General features: G+C 45.2%; 21 protein-coding genes. 9 read left to right on the top strand and 12 right to left on the bottom strand.

Annotated features, from left to right (window positions below; genetic code table 11):
- Positions 1-19: 19 nt before the first annotated feature.
- Complete coding sequence (topA, locus tag P2W83_RS02710; protein WP_276132150.1) at positions 20-2359, bottom strand: type I DNA topoisomerase; 2340 nt, start codon at positions 2357-2359, stop codon at positions 20-22.
- Positions 2360-2595: 236 nt separating this feature from the next.
- Between topA and P2W83_RS02715 the strand changes: the two genes are divergently transcribed.
- Positions 2596-3765, top strand: coding sequence for a proline dehydrogenase family protein (locus P2W83_RS02715; RefSeq protein WP_276132151.1), 1170 nt, complete (start codon positions 2596-2598; stop codon positions 3763-3765).
- Positions 3766-3825: 60 nt separating this feature from the next.
- On the opposite strand, the gene P2W83_RS02720 is transcribed toward P2W83_RS02715, so the two are convergent.
- The 3 genes from P2W83_RS02720 to P2W83_RS02730 all read right to left on the bottom strand — a co-directional run bounded on the left by P2W83_RS02720 (position 3826) and on the right by P2W83_RS02730 (position 5889).
- The gene (locus P2W83_RS02720; RefSeq protein WP_276132152.1) at positions 3826-4110 is read right to left on the bottom strand and encodes an FtsB family cell division protein; all 285 of its coding nucleotides are present in this window, start codon (positions 4108-4110) and stop codon (positions 3826-3828) included.
- 12 nt (positions 4111-4122) lie between these two features.
- Positions 4123-5412 carry a phosphopyruvate hydratase gene (eno, locus tag P2W83_RS02725; protein ID WP_276132153.1) on the bottom strand — a complete coding sequence of 430 codons (1290 nt, stop codon included), beginning with the start codon at positions 5410-5412 and terminating at the stop codon, positions 4123-4125.
- 69 nt (positions 5413-5481) lie between these two features.
- Positions 5482-5889: a hypothetical protein gene (locus P2W83_RS02730; protein ID WP_276132154.1), complete on the bottom strand. Its 408-nt coding sequence runs from the start codon at positions 5887-5889 to the stop codon at positions 5482-5484.
- A 326-nt stretch (positions 5890-6215) separates the two neighbouring features.
- Here P2W83_RS02730 and P2W83_RS02735 point away from each other — a divergent pair, with 326 nt between their 5' ends.
- From P2W83_RS02735 to P2W83_RS02745, 3 genes are all read left to right on the top strand, one after another.
- Complete coding sequence (locus tag P2W83_RS02735) at positions 6216-6956, top strand: porin family protein (RefSeq protein ID WP_276132155.1); 741 nt, start codon at positions 6216-6218, stop codon at positions 6954-6956.
- Between the two features lie 134 nt (positions 6957-7090).
- Positions 7091-7567 carry a hypothetical protein gene (locus P2W83_RS02740; RefSeq protein ID WP_276132156.1) on the top strand — a complete coding sequence of 159 codons (477 nt, stop codon included), beginning with the start codon at positions 7091-7093 and terminating at the stop codon, positions 7565-7567.
- 76 nt (positions 7568-7643) lie between these two features.
- On the top strand, positions 7644-8762 hold the full coding sequence (locus tag P2W83_RS02745) for a transglutaminase domain-containing protein (protein WP_276132157.1): 1119 nt from the start codon (positions 7644-7646) through the stop codon (positions 8760-8762).
- 51 nt (positions 8763-8813) lie between these two features.
- Here the strand turns inward: P2W83_RS02745 and P2W83_RS02750 are convergent, their stop codons facing one another.
- Positions 8814-9023: a hypothetical protein gene (locus tag P2W83_RS02750; protein ID WP_276132158.1), complete on the bottom strand. Its 210-nt coding sequence runs from the start codon at positions 9021-9023 to the stop codon at positions 8814-8816.
- A gap of 35 nt (positions 9024-9058) precedes the next feature.
- Positions 9059-9484 (bottom strand): hypothetical protein, encoded by a 426-nt coding sequence (locus tag P2W83_RS02755; RefSeq protein ID WP_276132159.1) that lies wholly within the window; start codon positions 9482-9484, stop codon positions 9059-9061.
- 47 nt (positions 9485-9531) lie between these two features.
- Between P2W83_RS02755 and P2W83_RS02760 the strand changes: the two genes are divergently transcribed.
- Positions 9532-10083, top strand: a complete 552-nt coding sequence (locus tag P2W83_RS02760; RefSeq protein WP_276132160.1) for a hypothetical protein — start codon at positions 9532-9534, stop codon at positions 10081-10083.
- A 41-nt stretch (positions 10084-10124) separates the two neighbouring features.
- Positions 10125-10808 carry an SIMPL domain-containing protein gene (locus P2W83_RS02765; RefSeq protein ID WP_276132161.1) on the top strand — a complete coding sequence of 228 codons (684 nt, stop codon included), beginning with the start codon at positions 10125-10127 and terminating at the stop codon, positions 10806-10808.
- Positions 10809-10878: 70 nt separating this feature from the next.
- On the opposite strand, the gene P2W83_RS02770 is transcribed toward P2W83_RS02765, so the two are convergent.
- Positions 10879-11067 (bottom strand): CsbD family protein, encoded by a 189-nt coding sequence (locus P2W83_RS02770; protein ID WP_276132162.1) that lies wholly within the window; start codon positions 11065-11067, stop codon positions 10879-10881.
- Positions 11068-11123: 56 nt separating this feature from the next.
- Complete coding sequence (locus P2W83_RS02775; protein WP_276132163.1) at positions 11124-11630, bottom strand: hypothetical protein; 507 nt, start codon at positions 11628-11630, stop codon at positions 11124-11126.
- A 205-nt stretch (positions 11631-11835) separates the two neighbouring features.
- Here P2W83_RS02775 and P2W83_RS02780 point away from each other — a divergent pair, with 205 nt between their 5' ends.
- Positions 11836-12477, top strand: coding sequence for a hypothetical protein (locus P2W83_RS02780; RefSeq protein ID WP_276132164.1), 642 nt, complete (start codon positions 11836-11838; stop codon positions 12475-12477).
- A 30-nt stretch (positions 12478-12507) separates the two neighbouring features.
- Here the strand turns inward: P2W83_RS02780 and P2W83_RS02785 are convergent, their stop codons facing one another.
- From P2W83_RS02785 to P2W83_RS02800, 4 genes are read right to left on the bottom strand one after another with little or no spacing between them, the layout of a single operon-like run.
- Positions 12508-13608: a sensor histidine kinase gene (locus tag P2W83_RS02785; RefSeq protein WP_276132165.1), complete on the bottom strand. Its 1101-nt coding sequence runs from the start codon at positions 13606-13608 to the stop codon at positions 12508-12510.
- Between the two features lie 4 nt (positions 13609-13612).
- Positions 13613-14191, bottom strand: coding sequence for a chemotaxis protein CheB (locus tag P2W83_RS02790; RefSeq protein WP_276132166.1), 579 nt, complete (start codon positions 14189-14191; stop codon positions 13613-13615).
- On the bottom strand, positions 14188-15030 hold the full coding sequence (locus P2W83_RS02795) for a CheR family methyltransferase (protein ID WP_276132167.1): 843 nt from the start codon (positions 15028-15030) through the stop codon (positions 14188-14190). Before P2W83_RS02795 ends, P2W83_RS02790 begins: the two co-directional genes overlap by 4 nt.
- Before the next feature lie 4 nt (positions 15031-15034).
- A complete protein-coding gene (locus P2W83_RS02800; RefSeq protein WP_276132168.1) occupies positions 15035-18583 on the bottom strand; it encodes a response regulator in 3549 nt (1182 codons plus the stop codon).
- 26 nt (positions 18584-18609) lie between these two features.
- Here P2W83_RS02800 and P2W83_RS02805 point away from each other — a divergent pair, with 26 nt between their 5' ends.
- Together P2W83_RS02805 and P2W83_RS02810 are read left to right on the top strand one after the other, a co-directional pair.
- Positions 18610-20235 (top strand): LVIVD repeat-containing protein, encoded by a 1626-nt coding sequence (locus tag P2W83_RS02805; RefSeq protein WP_276132169.1) that lies wholly within the window; start codon positions 18610-18612, stop codon positions 20233-20235.
- Between the two features lie 95 nt (positions 20236-20330).
- On the top strand, positions 20331-22064 hold the full coding sequence (locus P2W83_RS02810) for a M28 family peptidase (protein ID WP_276132170.1): 1734 nt from the start codon (positions 20331-20333) through the stop codon (positions 22062-22064).
- Positions 22065-22066 lie beyond the last annotated feature (2 nt).

Genomic DNA, 22066 nt, shown 5'->3' on the forward strand with positions numbered 1-22066 from the left:
AGTTACAAAATTTTCCGCATTACTTCTTCTTTCCGCGCGCTGTTTTTTTCGGCGGGTTCGCTTTTGCTTCTTCTATGATCGCTTTTACTTCTTCTATCGTGAGATCTGCAGGCTTTTCGATCTTGTCTTTAGGGATCTTAAAGTTCCTCAGGCCTTGTTTGATATACGGGCCGTAAGGGCCTTTGAGTATTTTGATCTTTTCTTTCTCAAATATCTTGATGGTGTTCTCTTCAGCCGCTTTGCGTTTTTCTTCTATCAGCGGCGCTACTTCTTCCAGTTCTACGGTGTACGGGTCCATCTCCTTTTTGAGAGAATAGAACTTACCCACGTGCTGTGCATACGGGCCAAAGCGACCAATATTTACTACCACATCTTCCCCTTCAAACTTGCCAAGTGTACGAGGCAGTTTGAATAGCTCCATCGCTTCTTCAAAGCTAATGGTCTCGATGCTTTGAGTAGGACGAAGTTTTGCAAAACGTGGTTTTTCTTCATCTTCGGTAGTTCCGATCTGCACCATTGGGCCGAAACGTCCCAGGCGGGCAAACACTGGTTTACCGCTTGTAGGGTCTTTACCCAGTTCGCGTTCTCCTTTCACGCGACCGGCAGTTTCCATAGTATGTTCTACTGCGTGGTGGAACGGATCATAAAAATTGCTGATCATTTTGTTCCACTCCTGCTTACCATGGGCTATTTCGTCAAACTCCTCTTCGATCTTGGCAGTAAAGCTGTAGTCCATGATCTTGTCAAAATATTCACTCAGGAAGTCGGTAACTACCATTCCAAGATCGGTCGGAAACAGCTTGTTGCGCTCCGCACCTGTGTTCTCGCTTTCAGTACGCTCAGTTACTTCGTCTTTCTTCAGACTCAGTACTTCAAAATTGCGCTTTACACCTTCTTTATCACGCTTCTCTACATAACCCCTTGCCTGTATGGTGCTAATAGTTGGCGCATAAGTAGAAGGACGGCCAATACCGAGTTCTTCCAGTTTTTTTACCAGCGATGCCTCCGTATACCTTGGCAGCGGACGTGTAAAACGTTCTGTTGCACGCAGCTCCTGCAGATCCAGCACCTGGCCGGGTGTCAGTGGTGGCAGCATACCTTCATTTTCTTCTTCCCCATCTTCTTCGTCACGGCTTTCGCTATACACCTTCAGAAACCCGTCAAAACGCAGCACTTCACCTGTTGCTGTCAGCGGATCAGGATGAGCCGATATCTCGATCTTGGCGATCGTACGTTCCAATGCAGCATCTGCCATCTGGCAAGCCATGGTACGCTTCCAGATCAGGTCGTAGAGTCTTTGCGTATCGGCATCGCCTACCGAAGTAGTATTCATATCGGTCGGGCGGATGGCTTCGTGCGCTTCCTGGGCCGACTCATTTTTGTTCTGGTATTTACGCGGCTGATAGTATTTATCGCCGTAGTTGCCAAGGATGGCATTTTTTATACCCTCCTGCGCGGTTTCGGACAGGTTTACCGAGTCGGTACGCATGTAGGTGATATGACCATTTTCGTACAGCTTCTGAGCGAGCAACATGGTCTTCGATACTGAGTAGCCCAACTTACGGCTCGCCTCCTGCTGGAGCGTAGATGTCGTGAATGGAGCTGCGGGTGATTTTTTGCCCGGCTTCACCTGCACATCCTTTACGGTATATGTTGCCTTGATGCATCGCTGCAGGTAAGTCTTCGCATCAGTAGCCTTTTTCAGCTTATCCGGCCCTTCAGCTTTAAAGGTTACATTCTTATTACCAAGATCCTTTGCCTGGAACCAACCTTCCACTTTAAAGCTGCTTTCAGCATTAAAACGGGTGATAGCACGCTCGCGCTCTACTATCAGGCGTACGGCTACCGACTGTACCCTACCTGCCGAAAGATTATTGCGCATACTCATTTTGCGCCAGAGGATGGGAGATATTTCAAAACCCACAATGCGATCGAGTACACGACGTGCTTGCTGGGCATTTACCAGATTCATGTTTACAGTACGAGGGCTTTTCACAGCTTTTTGAATAGCCGGTTTCGTGATCTCATGGAAAACGATGCGCTTTGTAGTGTAAGGATCCAGGCCAAGTACTTCGCAAAGGTGCCAGCTGATGGCTTCCCCTTCGCGGTCCTCATCCGTTGCCAGCCAAACATCTTCTGCTTTCTTGGCGAGCGACTTGAGCTCTTTTACTACCTTCTGTTTATCTTCCGATACTGTATATTTCGGCTTAAACCCATTCTTAATGTCAATGCCCATATCCTCCTTTTCCAGGTCGCGGATATGACCATAACAGGATTTCACCTCAAAGTCGCTGCCCAATATCTTCTCAATGGTTTTGGCTTTCGCGGGCGACTCAACTATCAATAGGTTTTTTGCCATTCTGATGACTATTCTAACTATATAAATACTAAAAAATTCCACCCTTTGGCGTCAAAGGGGGGTGTGCAATAATAAGTATTGTTTTGTAAAAACGAAAAATCATCATCTGACATATTATTAAATACGACGCACTGTAAAACCTGTCTACCAATGACAATTATCAGGATATACCATACTATATATATAGGCCTGAAATTTCGTTGCATCAGCAATCCCTGTTATTTTTGCGCACAATTATGCTTCCTGAATTCGACAATACGGAGATCGCCTTTCGCTACCGCAACGATGCTGAGCTGAGACGCGCCCGCTTTCTTTTTTCCTCTATGGGTTCTCCATTCCTGACCAAAATTGGTATGGCGCTCACCCAATTCGCTATTGACTGGCGCTTACCTGTAAAAGGGATAATTAAGAGTACCATCTTCAACCAGTTCTGCGGTGGAGAAACGATGCAGGAGGCAGCCGATACTGCAAATGTGCTGGGTAAATATGGAGTAGGTGTGATCCTTGACTATGGCGTGGAAGGAAAGGAAAGTGAAGAAGAGTTTGACAAGGCAGTACCCGAGTTTATTAAGGCGATCAAATACGCCGCTTCTCAAAAAACCATCCCATTTATCAGCTTGAAGGTCACTGGCTTTGCAAGATTCGCATTGTTAGAAAAGATACATGCAGAGGGAGAATTAAGCACTGCCGAACGCGAAGAATGGAAAAGAGTTCAAAAACGCGTTGATGACATCTGCACGGAAGCATCACTGTACAACATAATGGTATTAGTAGATGCTGAAGAAACCTGGATCCAGGAACCGGTGAATATCCTTACTGATGCTATGATGGAGAAGTTCAACCGCAAGCGCGTGGTGATCTTCAACACATTCCAAATGTACTGCCATGGCACGCTCAGCTACCTTAGAGACGCGCTGGCAAAGGCTGAGAAAAAAGGCTACCTGCTGGGTGCCAAACTCGTACGCGGCGCTTATATGGAAAAAGAAAGGGCTCGTGCACTGGAAATGGACTATCCCTCTCCTATTCAGCCTGATAAAGCTAGTACCGACCGTGACTATAACGCGGCCGTACTGTTTTGCCTCGAAAACCTGAGCAAGCTAGCGGTATTTATCGGCACGCATAACGAACGCAGCTGCATGGAAGCAGTGAAATACATGAACGCTCATCATTTACAAGCCGGCGACAAGCGTGTATGGTTCTCGCAACTGTTCGGTATGAGCGATAATATTTCATTCAACCTGGCAAATGCCGGTTATAATGTTGCTAAGTATCTGCCTTATGGCCCTGTAAAAGACGTGCTTCCCTACCTCATGCGTCGTGCGCAGGAGAATACTTCAGTGAAAGGACAAACCGGCCGTGAGCTTTCGCTCATCAATAAAGAAATGACAAGGCGCAGGTTAGCTTAAATTCAAGATAAATCGCACTGTATATAAATAAAGAGGGCCGCTGATCAGCGGCCCTCTTTATTATTTTTCTATTATGTAAAGGTCTTCATTATCACGTTTCATCCGGTATTGTTCCCGGGCGTATTGCTCAAGCACCTGGGGATCTGATACCATGCCCGTCTTTTCCTTCTCCATCTTCGCTATCTCTTTGTCCAGATAGGCGATGTTGTCTTTCATATCCTGCAGGTTCTTTTTCTTCTCCTGCATTGATACCCAATCGTGTTGATCAAAATATGCCATCCATGCGCCAAAGGCGAGAAGCGTCAAAAGAAACTTATTGGTCAGTATCTGCAGCACCTTTTTCATAACGTGGTATTGTTATTTACCAAATTTAAGCGCTTTTCCGGGATAATATGCATTGGCACCCAGTTCTTCTTCAATGCGCAACAACTGATTGTACTTAGCCATACGATCGCTACGTGAAGCTGAACCAGTCTTGATCTGGCCACAGTTAAGGGCAACTGCCAGGTCAGCAATGGTAGCATCTTCAGTTTCACCGCTGCGGTGGCTCATAACCGTGTTATAACGAGCATGTTGGGCCATAGTAACCGCTTCAATGGTTTCTGTAAGTGTACCTATCTGGTTCACTTTCACCAGCAGGCTGTTTGCCACGCCGTCGGTAATACCTTTTTGCAGCCTGTTCACGTTGGTTACGAACAGGTCGTCACCTACCAGCTGAACTTTTCCACCCAATGCATCGGTCAGCATTTTCCATCCTTTCCAGTCATCTTCTGCAATACCATCCTCAATGCTGACTATCGGGTATTTTTTGCACCACTTCACCCAGTACTCAACCAGTTGTTCACAGGTCATTTTTTCACCGCTAGATTTATGGAATACATAGCGCTTTGTTTTTTCGTTGTATAACTCGGTATTGGCTGCATCCATTGCGATACCTACCTGTTCACCTGGTTTGTATCCTGCTTTTTCAATAGCGCGAAGCACTGTTTCAATTGCTTCCTCATTGCTCTGAATATCAGGAGCAAAGCCACCTTCATCACCTACGTTGGTAGAATAACCTTTTTCTTTCAGCACAGTTTTCAGAGAGTGGAATATTTCCACACCCCACCTTAAACCTTCGCTGAAGGTAGAGGCACCTATTGGCATAACCATAAACTCCTGGAAGTCAATCTTGTTATCAGCGTGTGCACCACCATTCAGGATGTTCATCATCGGCACAGGAAGCGTTTTGGCATTAGCCCCACCAACATAACGGTACAGTGACAGTCCTGTTGCCTGGGCCGCAGCCTTAGAAACCGCAAGGCTAACAGCCAGCAACGCATTCGCGCCCAGCTTTGCTTTGTTGGCAGTACCATCCATATCCAGCATAGCCTGGTCTATACCACGTTGATCGGTAATATCCCAGCCATACAATTCTTCAGCGATCTTATCATTAATATTACCTACTGCCTTCATTACCCCTTTGCCGAGATACAGTTTTTTGTTGCCGTCACGCAGCTCCACAGCTTCGTGCTTGCCGGTAGATGCACCAGAAGGCACAGCAGCGCGCCCCATAAAACCATCGCTGGTGTGAACGTCAACTTCTACGGTAGGGTTGCCACGACTGTCAAGAATTTGCCGCGCAACAATGCTGGTAATGAAACTCATATTGTTGTATTATTTGATTTTGGCGGCAAAGATAGAAGATTGTGGTATAACTATATACCCCAAACCGCACTATTCATCAGAAAGACCGCCCTGGCGCTCAGCATCGCGCTCCATTGCCTCCTGGGTAATGATACCCGGCAAAATGCGTTTAGGTGCACCTGCTGCTTTGATATCTCTTTTCAGGTTCTCCAGCTCCTGTGCTTTCTGAAATCGTTCAATGAGGAAATAGCTGACAATCAGCAATAGTACAATGCTTGTTACGCCAAATAGATTCCGTTGGCGTCGAAACTTATGAGATTTGTGTATGTATTTATCGACCTTGCCTGGAAGGCGCTTGTACTTTTCAAGGGAAGCTTCTTTTTCCATCAGCTCTTTTTTGGCAGCCGAGGCCTGTTCTTCAAATTTCTTTCGCAGATCACGTTCTTTTTCAAGCTCTTGCCTCGCGTCGATGTCTGATTGAGATGACTGATTGTTCATAGCAGATGTATTGAACGTGCTTTTACCCCTTTTATAAGACGAAAATACGCATTATTCCCTAACGTCCGCTCTGCAAAACCGCAAATTGTTTGCACCGCCACATCCGGGGAGTTTTATGTCAAGGCTTCCTCACTGTGTTATACAGGCTTATAAGGGTGCTTTGTTAAAAAAATGTTGTGAAACCAGGGTTAGAGTCATAGCATCAATTTAGCTATTTGCCGGATTTTGATGCAGATATGTTACTTGCCCAATTTTTCGAAATGTTGGCGGGCAGGATGGCTGGCATGGCATTTTTAACGTTGTAGGCAGAACAAAAAATGGAATTTATGAAAAAGCTATGTATTCTAGGCGCGTCAATGATTGTTTTAGCATTCTCTAATAGCGCAAACGCACAAGTTAGATGGGGATTGGGTGCTGGTGTAAACTTGAATCAAAATATCGACCAATATCAAGGTGAAACAGTTGCCAATCAGGCGAAGGTTGGTTATCATGGCGGTGGCTTTGCAGACATCTGCCTTGCAAACAACCTGACATTGCAACCAGGATTGATGTACATTATGAAAGGTGGCCTTCAACAACGTAGTGCAGAGGCTCAATTGCCTGACGGTTTTCATGAACTGAAAGTTAAAGACAAACTGGCTCTGCATTATATAGAACTACCTTTGACTCTGACTTATCGTTTTGGTGTGGGACGTGGTAACGTTGTATTAGGTGCGGGTGGTTATGCTGCCGCTCTGACCGGTGCAAACTCTGAATCTAAAGTGAAATACACTATTAACGACCAGGAAATTGAAGCTTTGAGCTTTGATGAAGACCAGAACCTGTCGATCGGTAACGATGAGGATGATAACCTGAAACGTATGGACTACGGTCTGGTGGGTAATCTGGGTTATGAATTTGCTAACGGTTGGTTCCTACGTGGTGGTGTTGATGCCGGTCTGCGTGACATTATGGGCCATAACTTCACTCCAAACATTGCAGCTACTCAATCAGCTCCTGCAGTGCAGAACACAAGCTCAAGGAACGTAAGCTACCTGTTCACTTTGGGTTATTGGTTCAGCCATTAATAAAACAGTACGATTCAATAATATAGAAACGCCCGGATTTACCGGGCGTTTCTTTTTTGCACCATATCCATAGTTTTCAAGCCTCACGGGCCCTATTAGATGAAAAATGCCTATCTTAATACAAATCCCGGTTTATGGTCTATACAGTACGCGGCAATCGCAATAAAGGGTTCACATTCACCGACGAGAATGGGAACATTTATGGCCGGGTCGAGTATAACAATTGGTTTTCCCGAAAAGCAGTGATCACATTAAATACGCACGACCATTACGAGATCGTCCCCTCTGGTTTCTGGCAAACGTCGTTTGATATCATAAAGGCCGAATATAAGGCCGGCGAAATCCGGATGAACTGGCGGGGGAATATGAATATTGCTCTACATGGCAAAAACTACCTGCTAAAGAGAACAGGATTCTGGCAACGATCAATTGTTTTGAAGATAGGAGACACCGAACTAGCCACCATAAAACAGAGTTACGAGTGGGCAAATATGGGTTACGCCTACGAAAGCAGGCTAAAGGATCATGACATGTCCCCCGAATTACTCGCGGTAATGCTGATAACGATATATTGTACCAATCAGCAATATGCGAGCTCCGGAGTGGCCTGAAAACCAACATTTAGTGTCCTAAACATTATAAGTTGTAAAAACAAACCCGTAATTTGGGGCTATAACACCGACTGAGATGAAGAAATGGATCATTACGGCCACCCTGGCGTTCGGTCTTTACTGCTCTGCAGATGCCCAGCGCATAAACAGAAAGGACTATTCCAAAACAGATGAATATGCTGCATCTGTAGGGCCAATGCATGGAAACTATCTGAAAACAATAGTTGACACACTCACCAAACACAGAACTCTGCCACAGGAGGACCAGGTGCGTGCAATATACATGTGGATAGCGCATAATGTCGATTACTCGACTGTTGGCAAACGCCATCCGAGGAATTTCAATCCGTCAGCTTCGGAGGCGCTCAACAATCGCGAAACGACGGACGAAGGTTATGCCAACCTGTTCAAAGCTATGCTCGATATGGCTCATATCAGGAGCACAGTTATCAGCGGTATGGCAAAATCTGACCCAAGGGACATTGGGAAAGTAAGTGATAAATGGAACAAGCACACATGGAATTCGGTAGAAGTAAATGGGAAATGGTACCTCGTAGATATTGCATGGTCAGTAGGCCGGACCGATCGCAAATTCCGCTCATTTACCAAAGCATTTACAGATGCCTGGTATATGACCGACAAGGAATTGTTTGCCATGACCCACTATCCAAAGGACAAAAAATGGCAGTTACTTGATACACCGGTAAATAAATCAGTCTTCACACAGGCACCGATCATTCGTCCTGCTGCAATAGTGAATGAGATGTATCCCGTAAGCGCGAAACGCGGTAGCGTGCGTGGCAAGGCAGATACTACCAAGAAAATGATCTTTGAAGTTGGCGAACCTGACCTCATCAAATCAATGGCTGTTTCGGCTCGTGCCAGCGATCGCGTACCCGTTAAATATACGATCGAGGACAACCTGCTGTATGTAGATGTTCCCTTCGCCACAGACGGCGATTATTCGTTCAATATTTATGTAAACGATGACATCGCTTATATGTATCAGGCAGACGTCAGCAAAGCCAAAAAACGTCCGGCGCCCAAGCCGCAGGCTAAACCCAAGCCAAAGCCACAACCGAGACAAGTAGCTGAGAATAAAAAGGCAAAAACAGAAAAGGAAAAGAAACAAAAGGACAAGTCAAAAAAGGAAAAGATCACCGACGACAAGCCGAACCAGGCATCTAACTTATAAATGAAAAAGGCACCGTACGGTGCCTTTTTCATTTATAAGTTACTCCAAATTTTATTCTTCCTTGTCCTTTTCATTCAGCTTTTGCAGCACACTATCCATCAGCATAAAATCTCTTTCATGAGTCTTTTTGATCTCGGCAAGCTTTTCTTCGTATACAGCAAATAACTCAGGATTACTTACGCTCAAAGCATATGTAAGCGCAGCAAGCATTTGCCTGTTTTCCATTACTGTTTTGGCTACAACTACAAAACTACTATCCATACAGTTTCTTTTAAAATATTATCAAAGGTAAGCCTTTATTCTTTGTATGCCGGAATACCTTTCATTTCATCAAACACCACACTGTCACCAATGACCAGCCGGTTCATGTGTCCACTCCGTCCTTCCATATCAAACGGAGACAGTTGTGAGACGTAGGAAATAGTCACTTCCTTTCCTTTGGATAATTGCATCAGTCCCTCCAGAGTGAAGTCATAATACTGCAGGCCACGGTTGATGTAGAACGTGCTCTTATATTGTTCCAGGTGAAAGACTGCATCATACGCTCCGCCCTCGCTAACTTCAGCTACTTTCCCTGTAATGGTTTTGGTTGACCCCAGCACGGATTTTCCCTTGTAAATACCTGTCAATGCAGTCCAAAGAATAAGTAGGGTACCACAAATGCCAATGCCCACAAAAGTTCCTGATAAAACTTTGCGTATAGCCATGCTATTGTTTTCCATAAATTTACATCTTTCAAAAGCCAAAAACTTCAAACTATTATAGACGGATGGAAACAACAACATTAGGTATTGGTTCGCGCGTAGAGCATCCTCATTTTGGCCGTGGTGTTATCGTTGAAAGCACGAGTGAGACTTATACCATCTGGTTCAAATCTCAAAACGCCACAAAATCGATCAACAAAGACTACGACCTGCGAGTGATTGCAGCCATAGAAGGAGCTGCGTCCGAAGGATCGTCGAACATCACCCTCGCTGATATAGAGCAGGCACTGGACAATATCCTGGAGCGCCGACTGCACGAGATGCAGATAGTCCCAATGGCCAACAAATGGAACAATGGCACCATGATACTCAAGCCATCGGATAACAGCCTGCAACCAAAAGAAGTACCGATAGAAACGTTCTTTCACAAGATTGTAATGGTGCGCGACCGTCTAAGACTAATAGAACAAAAGATAAACTCACATAAAGGACTTACAGACGAAGACAAGATCGATCTGCAGCAATATATCACTGCTATATATGGTTCGCTGACGACATTTAACGTTTTATTCAGGGAAACACACCACCAATTCAAGGGAATGAGCGGTAAGGAATAATTTTCTGCACAGTTTTTGATTTCCAAAAACAAACAAGATATATGAAGTATACCGCCTTTTTATTGTTGGCTTTCTTTGCTACGTTTTCTGTCGACGCGCAGGAAAAAAAACCTGTAAAATACATACGGGTAATGGGACATTCGGAGCAGTATTATGAACCTACTTATGTTGATGTGCACATCTCACTCCAGGAAAAAGAAAAAGTAAATAACAGCAATTATGTAGCCGAGAAAGAGCGCGACTTGCTCAGCGTACTCAAAGAGTTTGGTATCGACCAGTCCAAACTGCGGGTCCAACAATTTAACACAGGCGAAGCTTACGCCGTGTTCGGATCAAAATACCAGGTCAATAAACAATACACCCTGCGCATAGAAGATCTAAAACGCTATGAAAGCATCATCATCCGCCTGGTAGAAAAAGACTTCAAAAACCTTTACGTAGGAGAATATGGGATTGCCGACAAAGCAAAGCGAATGGACGATTTGGTGGCAGAAGCGGTGAAGAATGGCGCCAGCAAAGCTAATATCATTGCTACTGCCGCTAACGTAAAAGGCTTTCATTTGCTATCGGTGGATGAAACACATCAGAATACCCCAATACCGAATGATCTTTTTATTATAGATGCCGTACAAACTAGAGCCAGCGGTGCGGCAAATGCCGTAAATATGCAGTTGGGAAAGATCTTCATGCAGAAAGACCTGACGATGGTATACGAGATTGAATAAAAAAAGAAGAACGGTGGCAGCATGTATCAGATGCTTTCGGCCACCGTTCTCTAAATATGTCTCGCAACTCTTAACCCAGCGATCGCAACCATTTGATCACTTCATCGCGGGTTTTACCCATTTTTTGTTGCAGGCGACCAATCATCTCATCGTCTTTACCTTCCTCATACTTCAAGTCATCATCTGTCAACCTCGAATTCGCCTGCTTTATTTTACCGCGCCATTCATTCCATTTACCTTTAAACTCAAGCCTGTCCATAGTTTTTAGCTTTTATTACATCTTATATAAAAAAGACCATGCCAGTTTGCAGCCGGCTATCTTTTAACTTTCGACTTTCCATCTTCAACTTTTATTTTTTGATTGCCTTGCTTGATCTTTAGTTCGTCTTCGTCCACTTTTACCTTCGCACTGTCTTTATTAGCTTCGCTCTCTTTTACTGCAGCCCTGGTATTGGCATCAGTGCCCACAACGGTCATGCTATCATCTTCCCACTTGATCTTGTCTTCGTCAAGTTGATAGTAACCTGTCTCGTTCAGGAAAATGGCGTTATTCACCACAGTACCGGTGCGGCCATAGAAGGTATCCATAGTATTCATGTTTACATAAAACTCTACAGGCTCTCCGCTTTTGGCATCCAGTGCGTACCCTGTTTCCTTGTCGGTGGATATATTTACGGGTTCACCAGTTTCAAGATTGGTAAAATCCGCGTCAACAGCGGTCTTTGACGTTGTACTTTCAGCCTCATTCTCTGACGCTACTTTATTACAGGCAGCACTACCTAAGCACAACGCAATCATCCCTAATACTAAACTCGCTTTCATAACTAATCCTTTTCCTCGCTACCCATGTGTAAAATATCAGACCATTGCACCCTACAAGCCAGTTTTTTAGACATTCTCCAAGATTATGGGGAACGAAGGGCCTCGGAACTGTTAGAGTGTTGTTAAATAGACGCACGGTCTACTTTTAACAGGACACAACTGGCATATTTGTTGCCCTGCATGAGTTAAGACTTCCAATTTAAAGATGAGAGCAAAGATCATATTACTGGCTTTAGCAGGCACCCTAGCATTTAGTTCGTGTGTAAAGAATGATTACTACCACCCGGAACCGACTCCCCCACCCGCGCCGGTCGGTTATCAAATGACCTTCAACGACGACTTTAATTACGATGCACACAACTGGTCGTTCAGCGACGCATCAAATAGTGCATTCGTAAACATTAGCGGCGGCGCATTGAATTATGAATATACCCCGGCCGAGGACGGTACAAATACAGTGGCTATCGTAACCGGCGCCAACGTAAGAAAGGATTTTCTCGTGCAGACACGACTGACATCTGACAATGCAATGGGCCTGGCCTTTGGCGTATCTAACGAAGACTACGGCTATTCTTTCTTCATCGACGACCAGGGGTACTTCGCTCTGTATAAAGAAGGCAATGCCAATACACCTGTAAAAACAATTCTCGACTGGCAATACAGTTCGGCGATACAGGCTGGCTGGAATGATATAGAACTGGAACAAGTAGGCAACTACTGGCAGGGATATGCTAACGGCACCAAGCTTTTCGAGGTTCCCGCGCAATACCTGGCAGGATCAAAGTTTGGGTATATCGTCCTTGCCAACACCGTGGGCAAGGCAGACTACCTGACCGTTCAATGGTAATTTAGAAGGCGCCGATCGGCGCCTTCTAAATCATATGCCATTCCATGAAAAATAGAAACTACTTCCTTCTCCGGGTGTCGACTCCACCCAAATACGCCCGCCCTGTTCTTCTACATTCATTTTAATGATGTTCAGACCTACACCTGTACTGCTATCACCATTCGTTTTATTGGCAGATGTTTGAAATAGTTTGAAGATCTTCTCCTGGTCCTCTTTAGGAATGCCGGGACCATTGTCTTTTACATAAAACTCATAGCAATCGGAATTCTCACGGCAGCCTATCTCGATCACGCCTTGTACTTTGTCATTGTACTTAATAGCATTGCTGATCAGGTTCTGAAACACTTGTTGCAGTTTTAGCCTGCGCGTACGCACCGTTGGCAATTTACCATTGATCGCGATCGAAACATTTGAGGGCGGGAAAAGTAGATGCGATATCTGGCGAACCATTTCATCTACATCGACACGCTCCACGGACTGCTGATCTATTGTTTGCTTTGAATGGGCAAGTATTGACGTTATCATCTCCGAAAGATGATTCGCAGCCGAAGATATAAGATCGACATACTCCTTAAGCTGCGGACTATCAGCTATCTGCTTTTCCTCATTCATTATCGACAGCATCCCAATGATCCCCGCCAGAGGCGACTTCAGATCATGCGCCACAACGTAAACAAACTGTTCCAGTTGCTTGTTGATCTTGGATACCTCTTGCAAAGCACCTTTCAACTCGCGTTGATAAAAATACAGACGCTCGAATACTTTCACTTTTGCGACAGCTACATTTATATCCAGAGGCTTTTGCAGATAGTCCACAGCCCCCTCGTCAAAACCTTTCATCACATACTGCTCTTCTTTGTTGATAGCGGTAACAAAAATGATGGAAATGTTTTTTGTTTTAGGATTGGACTTCAGCAATCGCGCAACCTCAAATCCGTCCATATCAGGCATTTGCACATCTAGCAATATCAACCCTATATCCTCATTTTTGAGCGCCAGTTTCAGCGCCTCATTACCTGAAGCAGCTTTGAGAAAAACACGTCCTGGTTCTTCCAGCATCTCTTCAAGAGCTATCAGATTTTCTTCCCTGTCGTCTACTAATAGAATTGTAAACTGTGGATCGTTGTGCATTAATTTACTTTTTGCGATTAGGCAATGAAGTGATAGTTGAAATATAGTTGACGATGTGTTCTGGTGATTGGCTTGATATCTCTTTGTTCCTGTCTAAAGCTGACTGGGGCATCAATTTATATTCGGCCGATGCAGGATCTTGTGCTATTCCTACGCCGCCTCTGCGCACGATCTTGTCTAATCCTGCAGCACCATCGGCATTTGCCCCGCTCAATAGTACCGCAACAGCCTTTTCCTTAAATATTGTAGCTACACATTCAAACGTTACATCTATCGACGGGCGGCTATAGTTAACTAACTCAGAGTAATCAAGACTGAAAGTTCTATCAGCCTCGATCTGCAAATGATAGTTCTGCGGTGCAAGGTAAACAACGCCTGGCTTTATTGGCTCCTTATCCTCCGGCTCACGTATCTGCAGATCAGTAGTTCCAGCCAGTATGCGTTCCATTTCGCTGCTCACATTTTTCAGGCGATGAATGACCAGGATGACAGAATAGTCAAACTTTGATGGCAATGCTTTAAGTATTGCCATCACAACCGGCAAACTTCCCGCAGATCCTCCTATGGCAACGACCTCGATCATTTGTTATTAGCGATTCCTTTTTTGCGTTTATATATTTTATTCTCTGAGCTTATTGTCTCAAACTTATCACGCAGATCTGTAAATAACAATGATTCTTTGGTACCAATGGCCAGATAGCCCAATGGAGAAAGGCTATCATAAAACAAATTTATTACCCGGTTCTGAAGCTCCTTATTGAAATAGATCAGGACATTTCGGCAACATATCAGTTGAAACTCGTTGAACACCTGGTCTGTCACCAGGTTGTGCTGTGAGAACAGGATGTTTTTCTTCAGCTCGTTTGAGATGATCGCATTCCCGTACTGCGCAGTGTAATAATCAGAAAACTCCGCCCGTCCACCCGAGCGTATATAATTATGGGTGTAATTTTTCATGTGCTGCAATGGCATTATTCCCTTCTTTGCCTTTTCAATATTCAAAGGGTTGATATCAGTTGCATAGATCTTTGCACGATCCAGCAAGCCCTCTTCTTTCAGCATTATGGCCATCGAATACACCTCTTCTCCTGTTGCGCATCCCGCATGCCATATCTTGATAATGGGATAGCTGGCCAATGTAGGGAATACTTTGGCTCGAAGCTCCGTATAAAACTCCGGGTCACGAAACATCTCGGTTACGTTTACCGTCATCACCTCCAGAAACCATTTGAAATACTCGGGGTCGTTCGCGAGCTTGAACTTTAACTCATAGGCGGTTTTTAAACTACTCATCTCCATACAGCGCATCACCCGCCTTTTGATAGACGCTTTGGAGTAGTCCCTGAAATCATACCCGTAAGTACGGTGTATGAGGTGGAGTATTTCATTCAGCTCCTCGTTCGAAAGATTTCTTTCTGGCATACTCTTAGGCCGACAGCCAAACGCGCATTAGTGAAAACAATTTGCTGCTATCTACCGGCTTGGTGATATAGTCGGACGCTCCGGCCTGTATCGATTTCTCCCTGTCCCCATGCATGGCTTTGGCCGTAAGTGCAATGATCGGCAATCCCTTAAAACGAACGTCGGAACGGATCAACCGGGTAGCCTCATAGCCGTCCATTTCTGGCATCATCACGTCCATCAACACGATATCAGTATCGGGGTGTTCGTTCAATTGCGAGATGGCGTCTTTGCCATTTTCAGCAGCCACTACCACCATTTCCTGTTCTTCAAGCAGTGTTGACAAGGCGAATACGTTCCTCATATCATCATCAGCCAGTAACACTTTTCTGCCCTTCAGGCTTTTTTCCATCATCCTATCGGGTCCCTTTGCCTGTGGCACCGTCTTATGCTCATCTACTGCATACAGGAAAAGTTCCAACTCGTCAAGCAACCTGTTTTTCGAACTATCAGAATTCTGTATAACAACGTCCGATATCTTTTTCAGCTGCAATTCATCGCTCGAACTTAATTCCTTGTCGATGTAAAGTATTACAGGAATATTCTTCGCTTTTGCCATAGTATGTAGACGCTTTGCCTCCGCAGTGCCATTGGCCAGGTCTTTACCTATATCTACAACCACGCAATCATATGAGGCCGTCTCAATTTGCTGAGCGGCATCTGGCTCAGAAAGAGCATACACAACATCTGCGTCGGGATAACGCTCCGACAATACGTTGCTGATGGTGTCATCTTTAATGTATTCTCCCGCTACGATCAGTATCTTCTTTACTTCCGCGGAAATATGCTTCGATATCGACAAAAATGCTTCTTCCAGCACATCCTTGTCTATTGGCTTTTTCAGGTAGGCAATTGCCGAATCTTTTAACCTATCAAGGTTATCCATAGCCGACATGACGTGCACAGGTATGCGTCGCAGCTTTTCGTCAGACTTAAATATCTTAAGTAGCGACCAGCCATCCAGCACCGGCAATTGCATGTCGAGTATTATTGCAGAAGGTTTGTACTTGTTGGCATAGTACAAGCCTTCGTCGCCTTTCAGCGCTACAATGGTTTTGAATTTCTTCTCCCGGGCAAAATCCTGCACCAGCTTTGCAAATTGCGGGTCGTCTTCTATAATGAGCATCACCTTATCCCCTTTGCCTATCTGCTCACGATCGTCCGCTACATCATGCTGAGTGATCACGTTATTCGTTAGCTCCTCTATAGGTACTTGCCTCTCTTCTGCTGCATGCAGGTCATCCGATGCTGGCGTAGTCTGCAGGTCGGTCTTTTCCAACGGCAGGTAGATATAAAAAGTGCTGCCCTTTCCTTCTTCGCTTACCACTTTCAGTTCACCTCCCAATCGTTTCACTAATTCTTTGCTGATGGAAAGACCAAGGCCAGTGCCACCATATTTACGGCTGGTAGAACCGTCTGCCTGTTGAAATGCCTCAAATATCAACTGCTGCTTGTCCGGAGAAATACCAATCCCGGTGTCAGCAACTGATATTTCCAACGCACGGTTCGAATTCAGTAATCGGTCAGAAACAAAATTACCCGCGCCGTTGACTACATTGAATGACAAAGTGACGGCTCCATCCTTTGGTGTAAACTTGAAAGCATTCGACAACAGGTTTTTGATCACCTGCTCGAGTCTCTGCTTATCTGTAACTATATGTTCAGGCGTACGCGAGCTCTTTTCAACAACGTAATTAATACCTTTTTGCTCGGCTAGTACGGTGAACGTTTGCCGTATATCTTCCATTATGCCTTTTACGTTCACGTCTTCAAAATGGAAATCGATCTTGCCGGCTTCTATCTTCGAAAGATCCAGTATATCGTTGATAAGATTTAGCAGGTCTGTACCGGATTTATGAATGATCCTGGAGTATTCTACCTGCTTATCTGTTAGATTAGCCGATTTATTTTCCGATAATAGTTTGGCAAGTATCAAAACACTATTCAAAGGTGTACGCAACTCGTGCGACATGTTTGCCAGGAATTCCGATTTATACTTACTCGTAATCTCCAGCTCACGCGCTTTATTCGCAAGCGCCCTGCGCGACACTTCCACCGCTTCATTTTTCTCTTCAAGTTCAGCATTTATTTGCCTCAGTTCTTCTTCCTGTACACGTAATTCTTCTTCCGATGCCTGTAGCACCTCGGCTTGCCTCGTTAATTCTTCATTCGTTTGTCTAAGTTCTTCCTGCTGATTTTGAAGATGCACTTTCTGTTCCTGCACCTGTGCCAGCAAGACCATTACCTTATCACGTGCATCTGCAGCATTGATAGCAATAGCTATGTTATCAGAAACACTATCCACAAGTTGTATTTGCGAAGGAGTGAAAGATTGAAAATTGGCAATCTCCAAAACACCTTTCAGCTCACTATTTGTAACCAGCGGCAAACAGAGTATTTCTCCGGGTTGCAAACCACCTGCTGCCGACTGCAACTTCCAATAGCTGCCAGGAACATTTTTCGTAATAAGCATTTCTCTAACAGTGGCAGCATGTCCTACCAATCCTTCCCCTATCTTATACCTGCGAAGCGCGTCTCCCGGAAGAGAAGCAGCAGCTCTCATCACCAATTCCTGTCGTTCGTCATCATAAACATACAATGCTGCAGCAGGCGCATCGATGTATCTGACTAATGCCTGCACCACATTCCGGGAAAGCGTCTCCATATCGCCAGCTCCCTGCAAGTTGTCATTAACCGCAGATACACCACTTAGCAACCAGTTCTTTTCATTTGCAGCCTCATTCAGTTGGTGTACTTCATGTAGATTCTCACGCACTTTTTCTTCTGCTCTCTGCCTGCTTCTGAACTCTTTGATGATGAAATAAATAAGCAACAAGATGATGATCTGCACCAGGATCGTCCCGATGATAGATATTGCACTCGCCCTGGCGAGAGCAGCTTTGTTTGATGCCTGCCGTTCATCGAGCAATTTTCTTTCTACGTCCAGCATGATACCAACAGCCGCTCGCACCTTGTCCATGTACTGTCGCTCCTCTTTGGTTATCCTAACGATATCCTCATGGGTGTAGTGGGAAACATCGGTAGGCAGGCCGTCCCAGAAGCGGATGATAGCATTAACCGATGTAATCACTTGTTCCGCATTCTTTGACTGTACAGGGTTGTCAGAAACTAGTAATCTTAGCTGCTCCATGGCCGGCAACAGCGCCTGGTGGTTCGCATAGTAAGCGTCAAGAAAAGAACGGTCACCTGTTGCGCGATAGCCCCGACGCCGCGTCTGCATTTCGGTCGCATTATTTTGTACTTCGTTGATCTTATTCATCACCCGGTAGGAATGCGCAACCCAATCACTTTCAACAGCCTGTTGGCGAAAAGTAAGGTAGTTGGCGACACCGATGAATATGGCTATAATGATGGCAAGTGAGAAACCCAGAAACAATTTTCTGTTGGCGGAAAGCTTCATAATAGAAAGATACAGGAATAAAATTAATATACCGTTGTCATAAAACAGGTGATGAACATCACCTTCACCTGTTTTACCGATTCCCCACAACATATTAATTTTGCCGTCAAATGCTTGAAATGAGTTTAAAGAACGTACTCTATGTGGGGTTGTTGGGGGTAGCAGCATTTGCTGCCGGGTGTAAAAAAGACAAAAACGATTCACCTTCAGACGAGGTGCTTATTGAAAGTGATGCCTCAGGACTGGGCAGTCGCGTCCATACATCTGAGGCAGGTGTGATCGTAATAGATGGCAGCGCCGGCGAGCAAAAAAAAACCACTGCTGACACTTCCAGCAATGAATACCCACTTGAACTCGTTGCATCGGTATCTGCTCCCATTAATGGAGGCGACACGCTTCGTGCTACGCACGTAGAGATTAATGGCAATTATGCCTATATTTCTTATAACACAGAAGGCGCTAAATACAAAGGCGCTATCGACGTTTTTAATATCAGTACTGCCAGCACACCTACATTGGTTTCCAGCGTAGTTTTTACAGGCATCGACATCAATGCGATAGCTTACCTGGATAACAAACTTTTCTTTGCAGGAGCTAAAGACCCGGGCTCTTCGAGCTACCCCGCAGTTGTGGGATACATTCAACTTCAAAACGGCACACCAACATCGACCGTGCAAACCGTACATTATACCGGATACGCCGGTACGGGCATCATTGCAGCTGACAACAAAATATATGCGACCACCGGTAACATTGGCGGCCTTTTTATCGTCGACCCTGCTAATTTACAGCAGACGAACGCTATCAACATTGGAGATGCAAGAAGCGTAGCGGCCAACAGTAGCGTGTATGCTGTACAAAGTGGAACCGGCGGCGTTAACATTTATAACAAGTCGAATAATGGTTACGTAAAAAATATCAGCCTGGGTAATGACGTTGCAGAGGCAAAACGCACTATGGATTTTAACGGCAACTATCTGCTGATCGCAAATGGACTGGGTGGCATTAAATACTACGATGTGAATTCGGGGGCAAAAGTTGGTGAGATCACGCTCCCTACCAGTCTGCCAAACGTTGTGAACAGTAATGACATAGTAACCAATGCCGTAACATTCAATAACAAGCTGATATTTGCAGCAAATGGCGCGGCTGGTACGTATGTGTGTATAGAAAATTCCAATGATCATTCACTCAACCTGGTCGGTTCTTTCGGTTTCGGAATCGGGAACTCTATCAATTACGTAAAAAGCAAAGACAACTACTTATTCGTTGCAGCAGGCCGAGGAGGCATGAAGATTATTAAGATCACCCCACCTTCAATTGCAGCAACGTGCATAGGACTGCCCGCTTACACCGGCAATACCAATATGACCATCAGCTCTAACCAGCAGCAGCAATATGGCGGCTCTATCTCGCTGAACTCACTGACCATAAGCAGTAATTCAAGCTTGTTTTATTGCGGCACTATGGCCATCGCCAATAATTCAGAAGTGAAAAGCAATAGCATGTTCCAGATGCAAGGTTCGCTTGCCTTTGGATCATCGGGTAAGACATTCACCGTAAAAAGCAATGCTACGCTGAAGATACAAGGCAACGTAACTATTTACGGAAACCTTGATCTGAACAGCAATTGCACACTCGAATTCGTCGGCACCAACAATACGATCACCGTCAACGGCAACGTAACAAAAGGATCGGGTGTAACGATAAAAGGAACGTATACTGATACTAACAATAAACTTTAAGAAAAGAACTACCCAACATTAAGCGAGGCCCGACGTTTGTCGGGCCTCGCTTTTTTATAAGCTTTTTTATAACTTTCACGTTACAATAACCTTTTATGAAAAAAGCTGCTGTCGTTTTCGCGGCATTTTTGTGTGCGGCACTGCACGCAAATGCTCAATATAACCTGACCTCTACCAACATTGTAGCCGAACAGGTGATGATGGGCAATTACAATCCGGCATCTTATGCCGCAAGTGTCGTTCTCAACGATCCGGATACGATCAGCAAAGGCATCCTGGCACAGGTATCGCCCGACTCCATGAAGTCTTATTTGATGGAGCTGCGAAAGTTTAAAAACCGCAACACGTCATCTGATACCGTTTCGTCAACCAAGGGCATCGGTGCAGCGCGCCGGTGGATATACAGTAAGTTCCAGCAGTTCAGCGCGCAGAGTGAAAACAGGTTGCTGCCGTCATACCTGCAATTCGACACCTTAGTCTGCACCCAGACCAGGCACCGAAATGTATTTGCTGTATTACCAGGTTCAGACCTCTCCGACAAATCGATCATCATTATAGAAGGCCACATGGATAGTCGTTGCAGCGATAATTGCGATACGGCCTGCCTTGCAGAGGGCATGGAAGATAATGGCAGCGGCACCGCCCTTGTGATGGAACTGGCACGTGTGATGAGTAAGTTCACCTACAAACACACGATCGTTTTTACAACCGTTACCGGCGAAGAACAAGGCCTGCTTGGCGCCCGTGCGTTCGCGAAATATGCACAACAGCAAGGCATAACGATCAAAGCTGTAATGAACAACGACGTTGTCGGCGGCATCATATGCGGACAAACGTCTTCTCCACCCAGCTGCCCGGGACTTAATGCAATTGACAGTACACAAGTACGCCTGTTTTCTTTCGGTGGGTTTAATTCACCACACAAGGGCCTTTCGAGGTTCATCAAACTGGAATACAAAGAAATGATTCGTCCACTGGCTATTGTTCCAATGACGATCAGCATAATGACAGATGAAGATCGTATAGGCCGCGGCGGCGATCATATTCCTTTCCGTCAACGTGGTTTCACGGCGATGAGATTTACCTCTGCCAACGAGCACGGCGATGCCAGCAATGGTCCAGGCTACACCGACCGTCAGCATACCTCTAGTGATATTCTGGGCGTAGATACAGATTTTGACACTGTCATAGATAGCTTCTTTGTTGACTTTAATTACCTGGCCCGGAATGCGGTCATCAATGGTAATGCTGCCGGCATGATCGCCATTGGCCCGAAGAGTCCGGACTTTAACGTCAGCAGCACGGGCCTCAATGATCTCACGTTGAACATCATTGATCCCGTACCATACAATCATTACCGCATCGGTCTGCGTACCGCAACCAACGATTGGGATTCGGTTTATACAGTGACCGGCGGCCTCACGCATACCCTTACTGTTGCGCCTGGCACCTACAGCATTAGCGTAATGTCGGTTGATGCCGACGGCATTGAGAGCCTGCCGTCACGAGAACTGACAGCTTCAACAACAGGTATCAACGATCCGCGCTCAGGCAAGCAAGGGATCGAGCTCTTGCAAAATGTTCCAAACCCTGCAGGCGACGAAGCGACAATGATATCCGTACTGGTTCATCAGCCCATCACTTATAAAGAAGCCCAGATCTCGATAACAGACATTACCGGTCGTGAAGTGTTCAGAAAAAGCATAGAACTAAAAACTGGCATGAACGAGCTGATGTACCAGCACGGTTATGGCATGAGTGGCATCTATACTTACTCGCTTTTAATTGATGGCAGGTCTATTCAGTCGAAAAAAATGATCTTCCGTTAATC

Source organism: Polluticoccus soli (assembly GCF_029269745.1).
Taxonomy (GTDB): domain Bacteria; phylum Bacteroidota; class Bacteroidia; order Chitinophagales; family Chitinophagaceae; genus Polluticoccus; species Polluticoccus soli.

Excerpts from the sequence above, each read along its gene's own strand:
- topA (WP_276132150.1), bottom strand. The coding sequence starts at position 2,359 with ATGGCAAAAAACCTATTGATAGTTGAGTCGCCCGCGAAAGCCAAAACC.
- P2W83_RS02715 (WP_276132151.1), top strand. The coding sequence starts at position 2,596 with ATGCTTCCTGAATTCGACAATACGGAGATCGCCTTTCGCTACCGCAAC.
- P2W83_RS02720 (WP_276132152.1), bottom strand. The coding sequence starts at position 4,110 with ATGAAAAAGGTGCTGCAGATACTGACCAATAAGTTTCTTTTGACGCTT.
- eno (WP_276132153.1), bottom strand. The coding sequence starts at position 5,412 with ATGAGTTTCATTACCAGCATTGTTGCGCGGCAAATTCTTGACAGTCGT.
- P2W83_RS02730 (WP_276132154.1), bottom strand. The coding sequence starts at position 5,889 with ATGAACAATCAGTCATCTCAATCAGACATCGACGCGAGGCAAGAGCTT.
- P2W83_RS02735 (WP_276132155.1), top strand. The coding sequence starts at position 6,216 with ATGAAAAAGCTATGTATTCTAGGCGCGTCAATGATTGTTTTAGCATTC.
- P2W83_RS02740 (WP_276132156.1), top strand. The coding sequence starts at position 7,091 with ATGGTCTATACAGTACGCGGCAATCGCAATAAAGGGTTCACATTCACC.
- P2W83_RS02745 (WP_276132157.1), top strand. The coding sequence starts at position 7,644 with ATGAAGAAATGGATCATTACGGCCACCCTGGCGTTCGGTCTTTACTGC.
- P2W83_RS02750 (WP_276132158.1), bottom strand. The coding sequence starts at position 9,023 with ATGGATAGTAGTTTTGTAGTTGTAGCCAAAACAGTAATGGAAAACAGG.
- P2W83_RS02755 (WP_276132159.1), bottom strand. The coding sequence starts at position 9,484 with ATGGAAAACAATAGCATGGCTATACGCAAAGTTTTATCAGGAACTTTT.
- P2W83_RS02760 (WP_276132160.1), top strand. The coding sequence starts at position 9,532 with ATGGAAACAACAACATTAGGTATTGGTTCGCGCGTAGAGCATCCTCAT.
- P2W83_RS02765 (WP_276132161.1), top strand. The coding sequence starts at position 10,125 with ATGAAGTATACCGCCTTTTTATTGTTGGCTTTCTTTGCTACGTTTTCT.
- P2W83_RS02770 (WP_276132162.1), bottom strand. The coding sequence starts at position 11,067 with ATGGACAGGCTTGAGTTTAAAGGTAAATGGAATGAATGGCGCGGTAAA.
- P2W83_RS02775 (WP_276132163.1), bottom strand. The coding sequence starts at position 11,630 with ATGAAAGCGAGTTTAGTATTAGGGATGATTGCGTTGTGCTTAGGTAGT.
- P2W83_RS02780 (WP_276132164.1), top strand. The coding sequence starts at position 11,836 with ATGAGAGCAAAGATCATATTACTGGCTTTAGCAGGCACCCTAGCATTT.
- P2W83_RS02785 (WP_276132165.1), bottom strand. The coding sequence starts at position 13,608 with ATGCACAACGATCCACAGTTTACAATTCTATTAGTAGACGACAGGGAA.
- P2W83_RS02790 (WP_276132166.1), bottom strand. The coding sequence starts at position 14,191 with ATGATCGAGGTCGTTGCCATAGGAGGATCTGCGGGAAGTTTGCCGGTT.
- P2W83_RS02795 (WP_276132167.1), bottom strand. The coding sequence starts at position 15,030 with ATGCCAGAAAGAAATCTTTCGAACGAGGAGCTGAATGAAATACTCCAC.
- P2W83_RS02800 (WP_276132168.1), bottom strand. The coding sequence starts at position 18,583 with ATGTTGTGGGGAATCGGTAAAACAGGTGAAGGTGATGTTCATCACCTG.
- P2W83_RS02805 (WP_276132169.1), top strand. The coding sequence starts at position 18,610 with ATGAGTTTAAAGAACGTACTCTATGTGGGGTTGTTGGGGGTAGCAGCA.
- P2W83_RS02810 (WP_276132170.1), top strand. The coding sequence starts at position 20,331 with ATGAAAAAAGCTGCTGTCGTTTTCGCGGCATTTTTGTGTGCGGCACTG.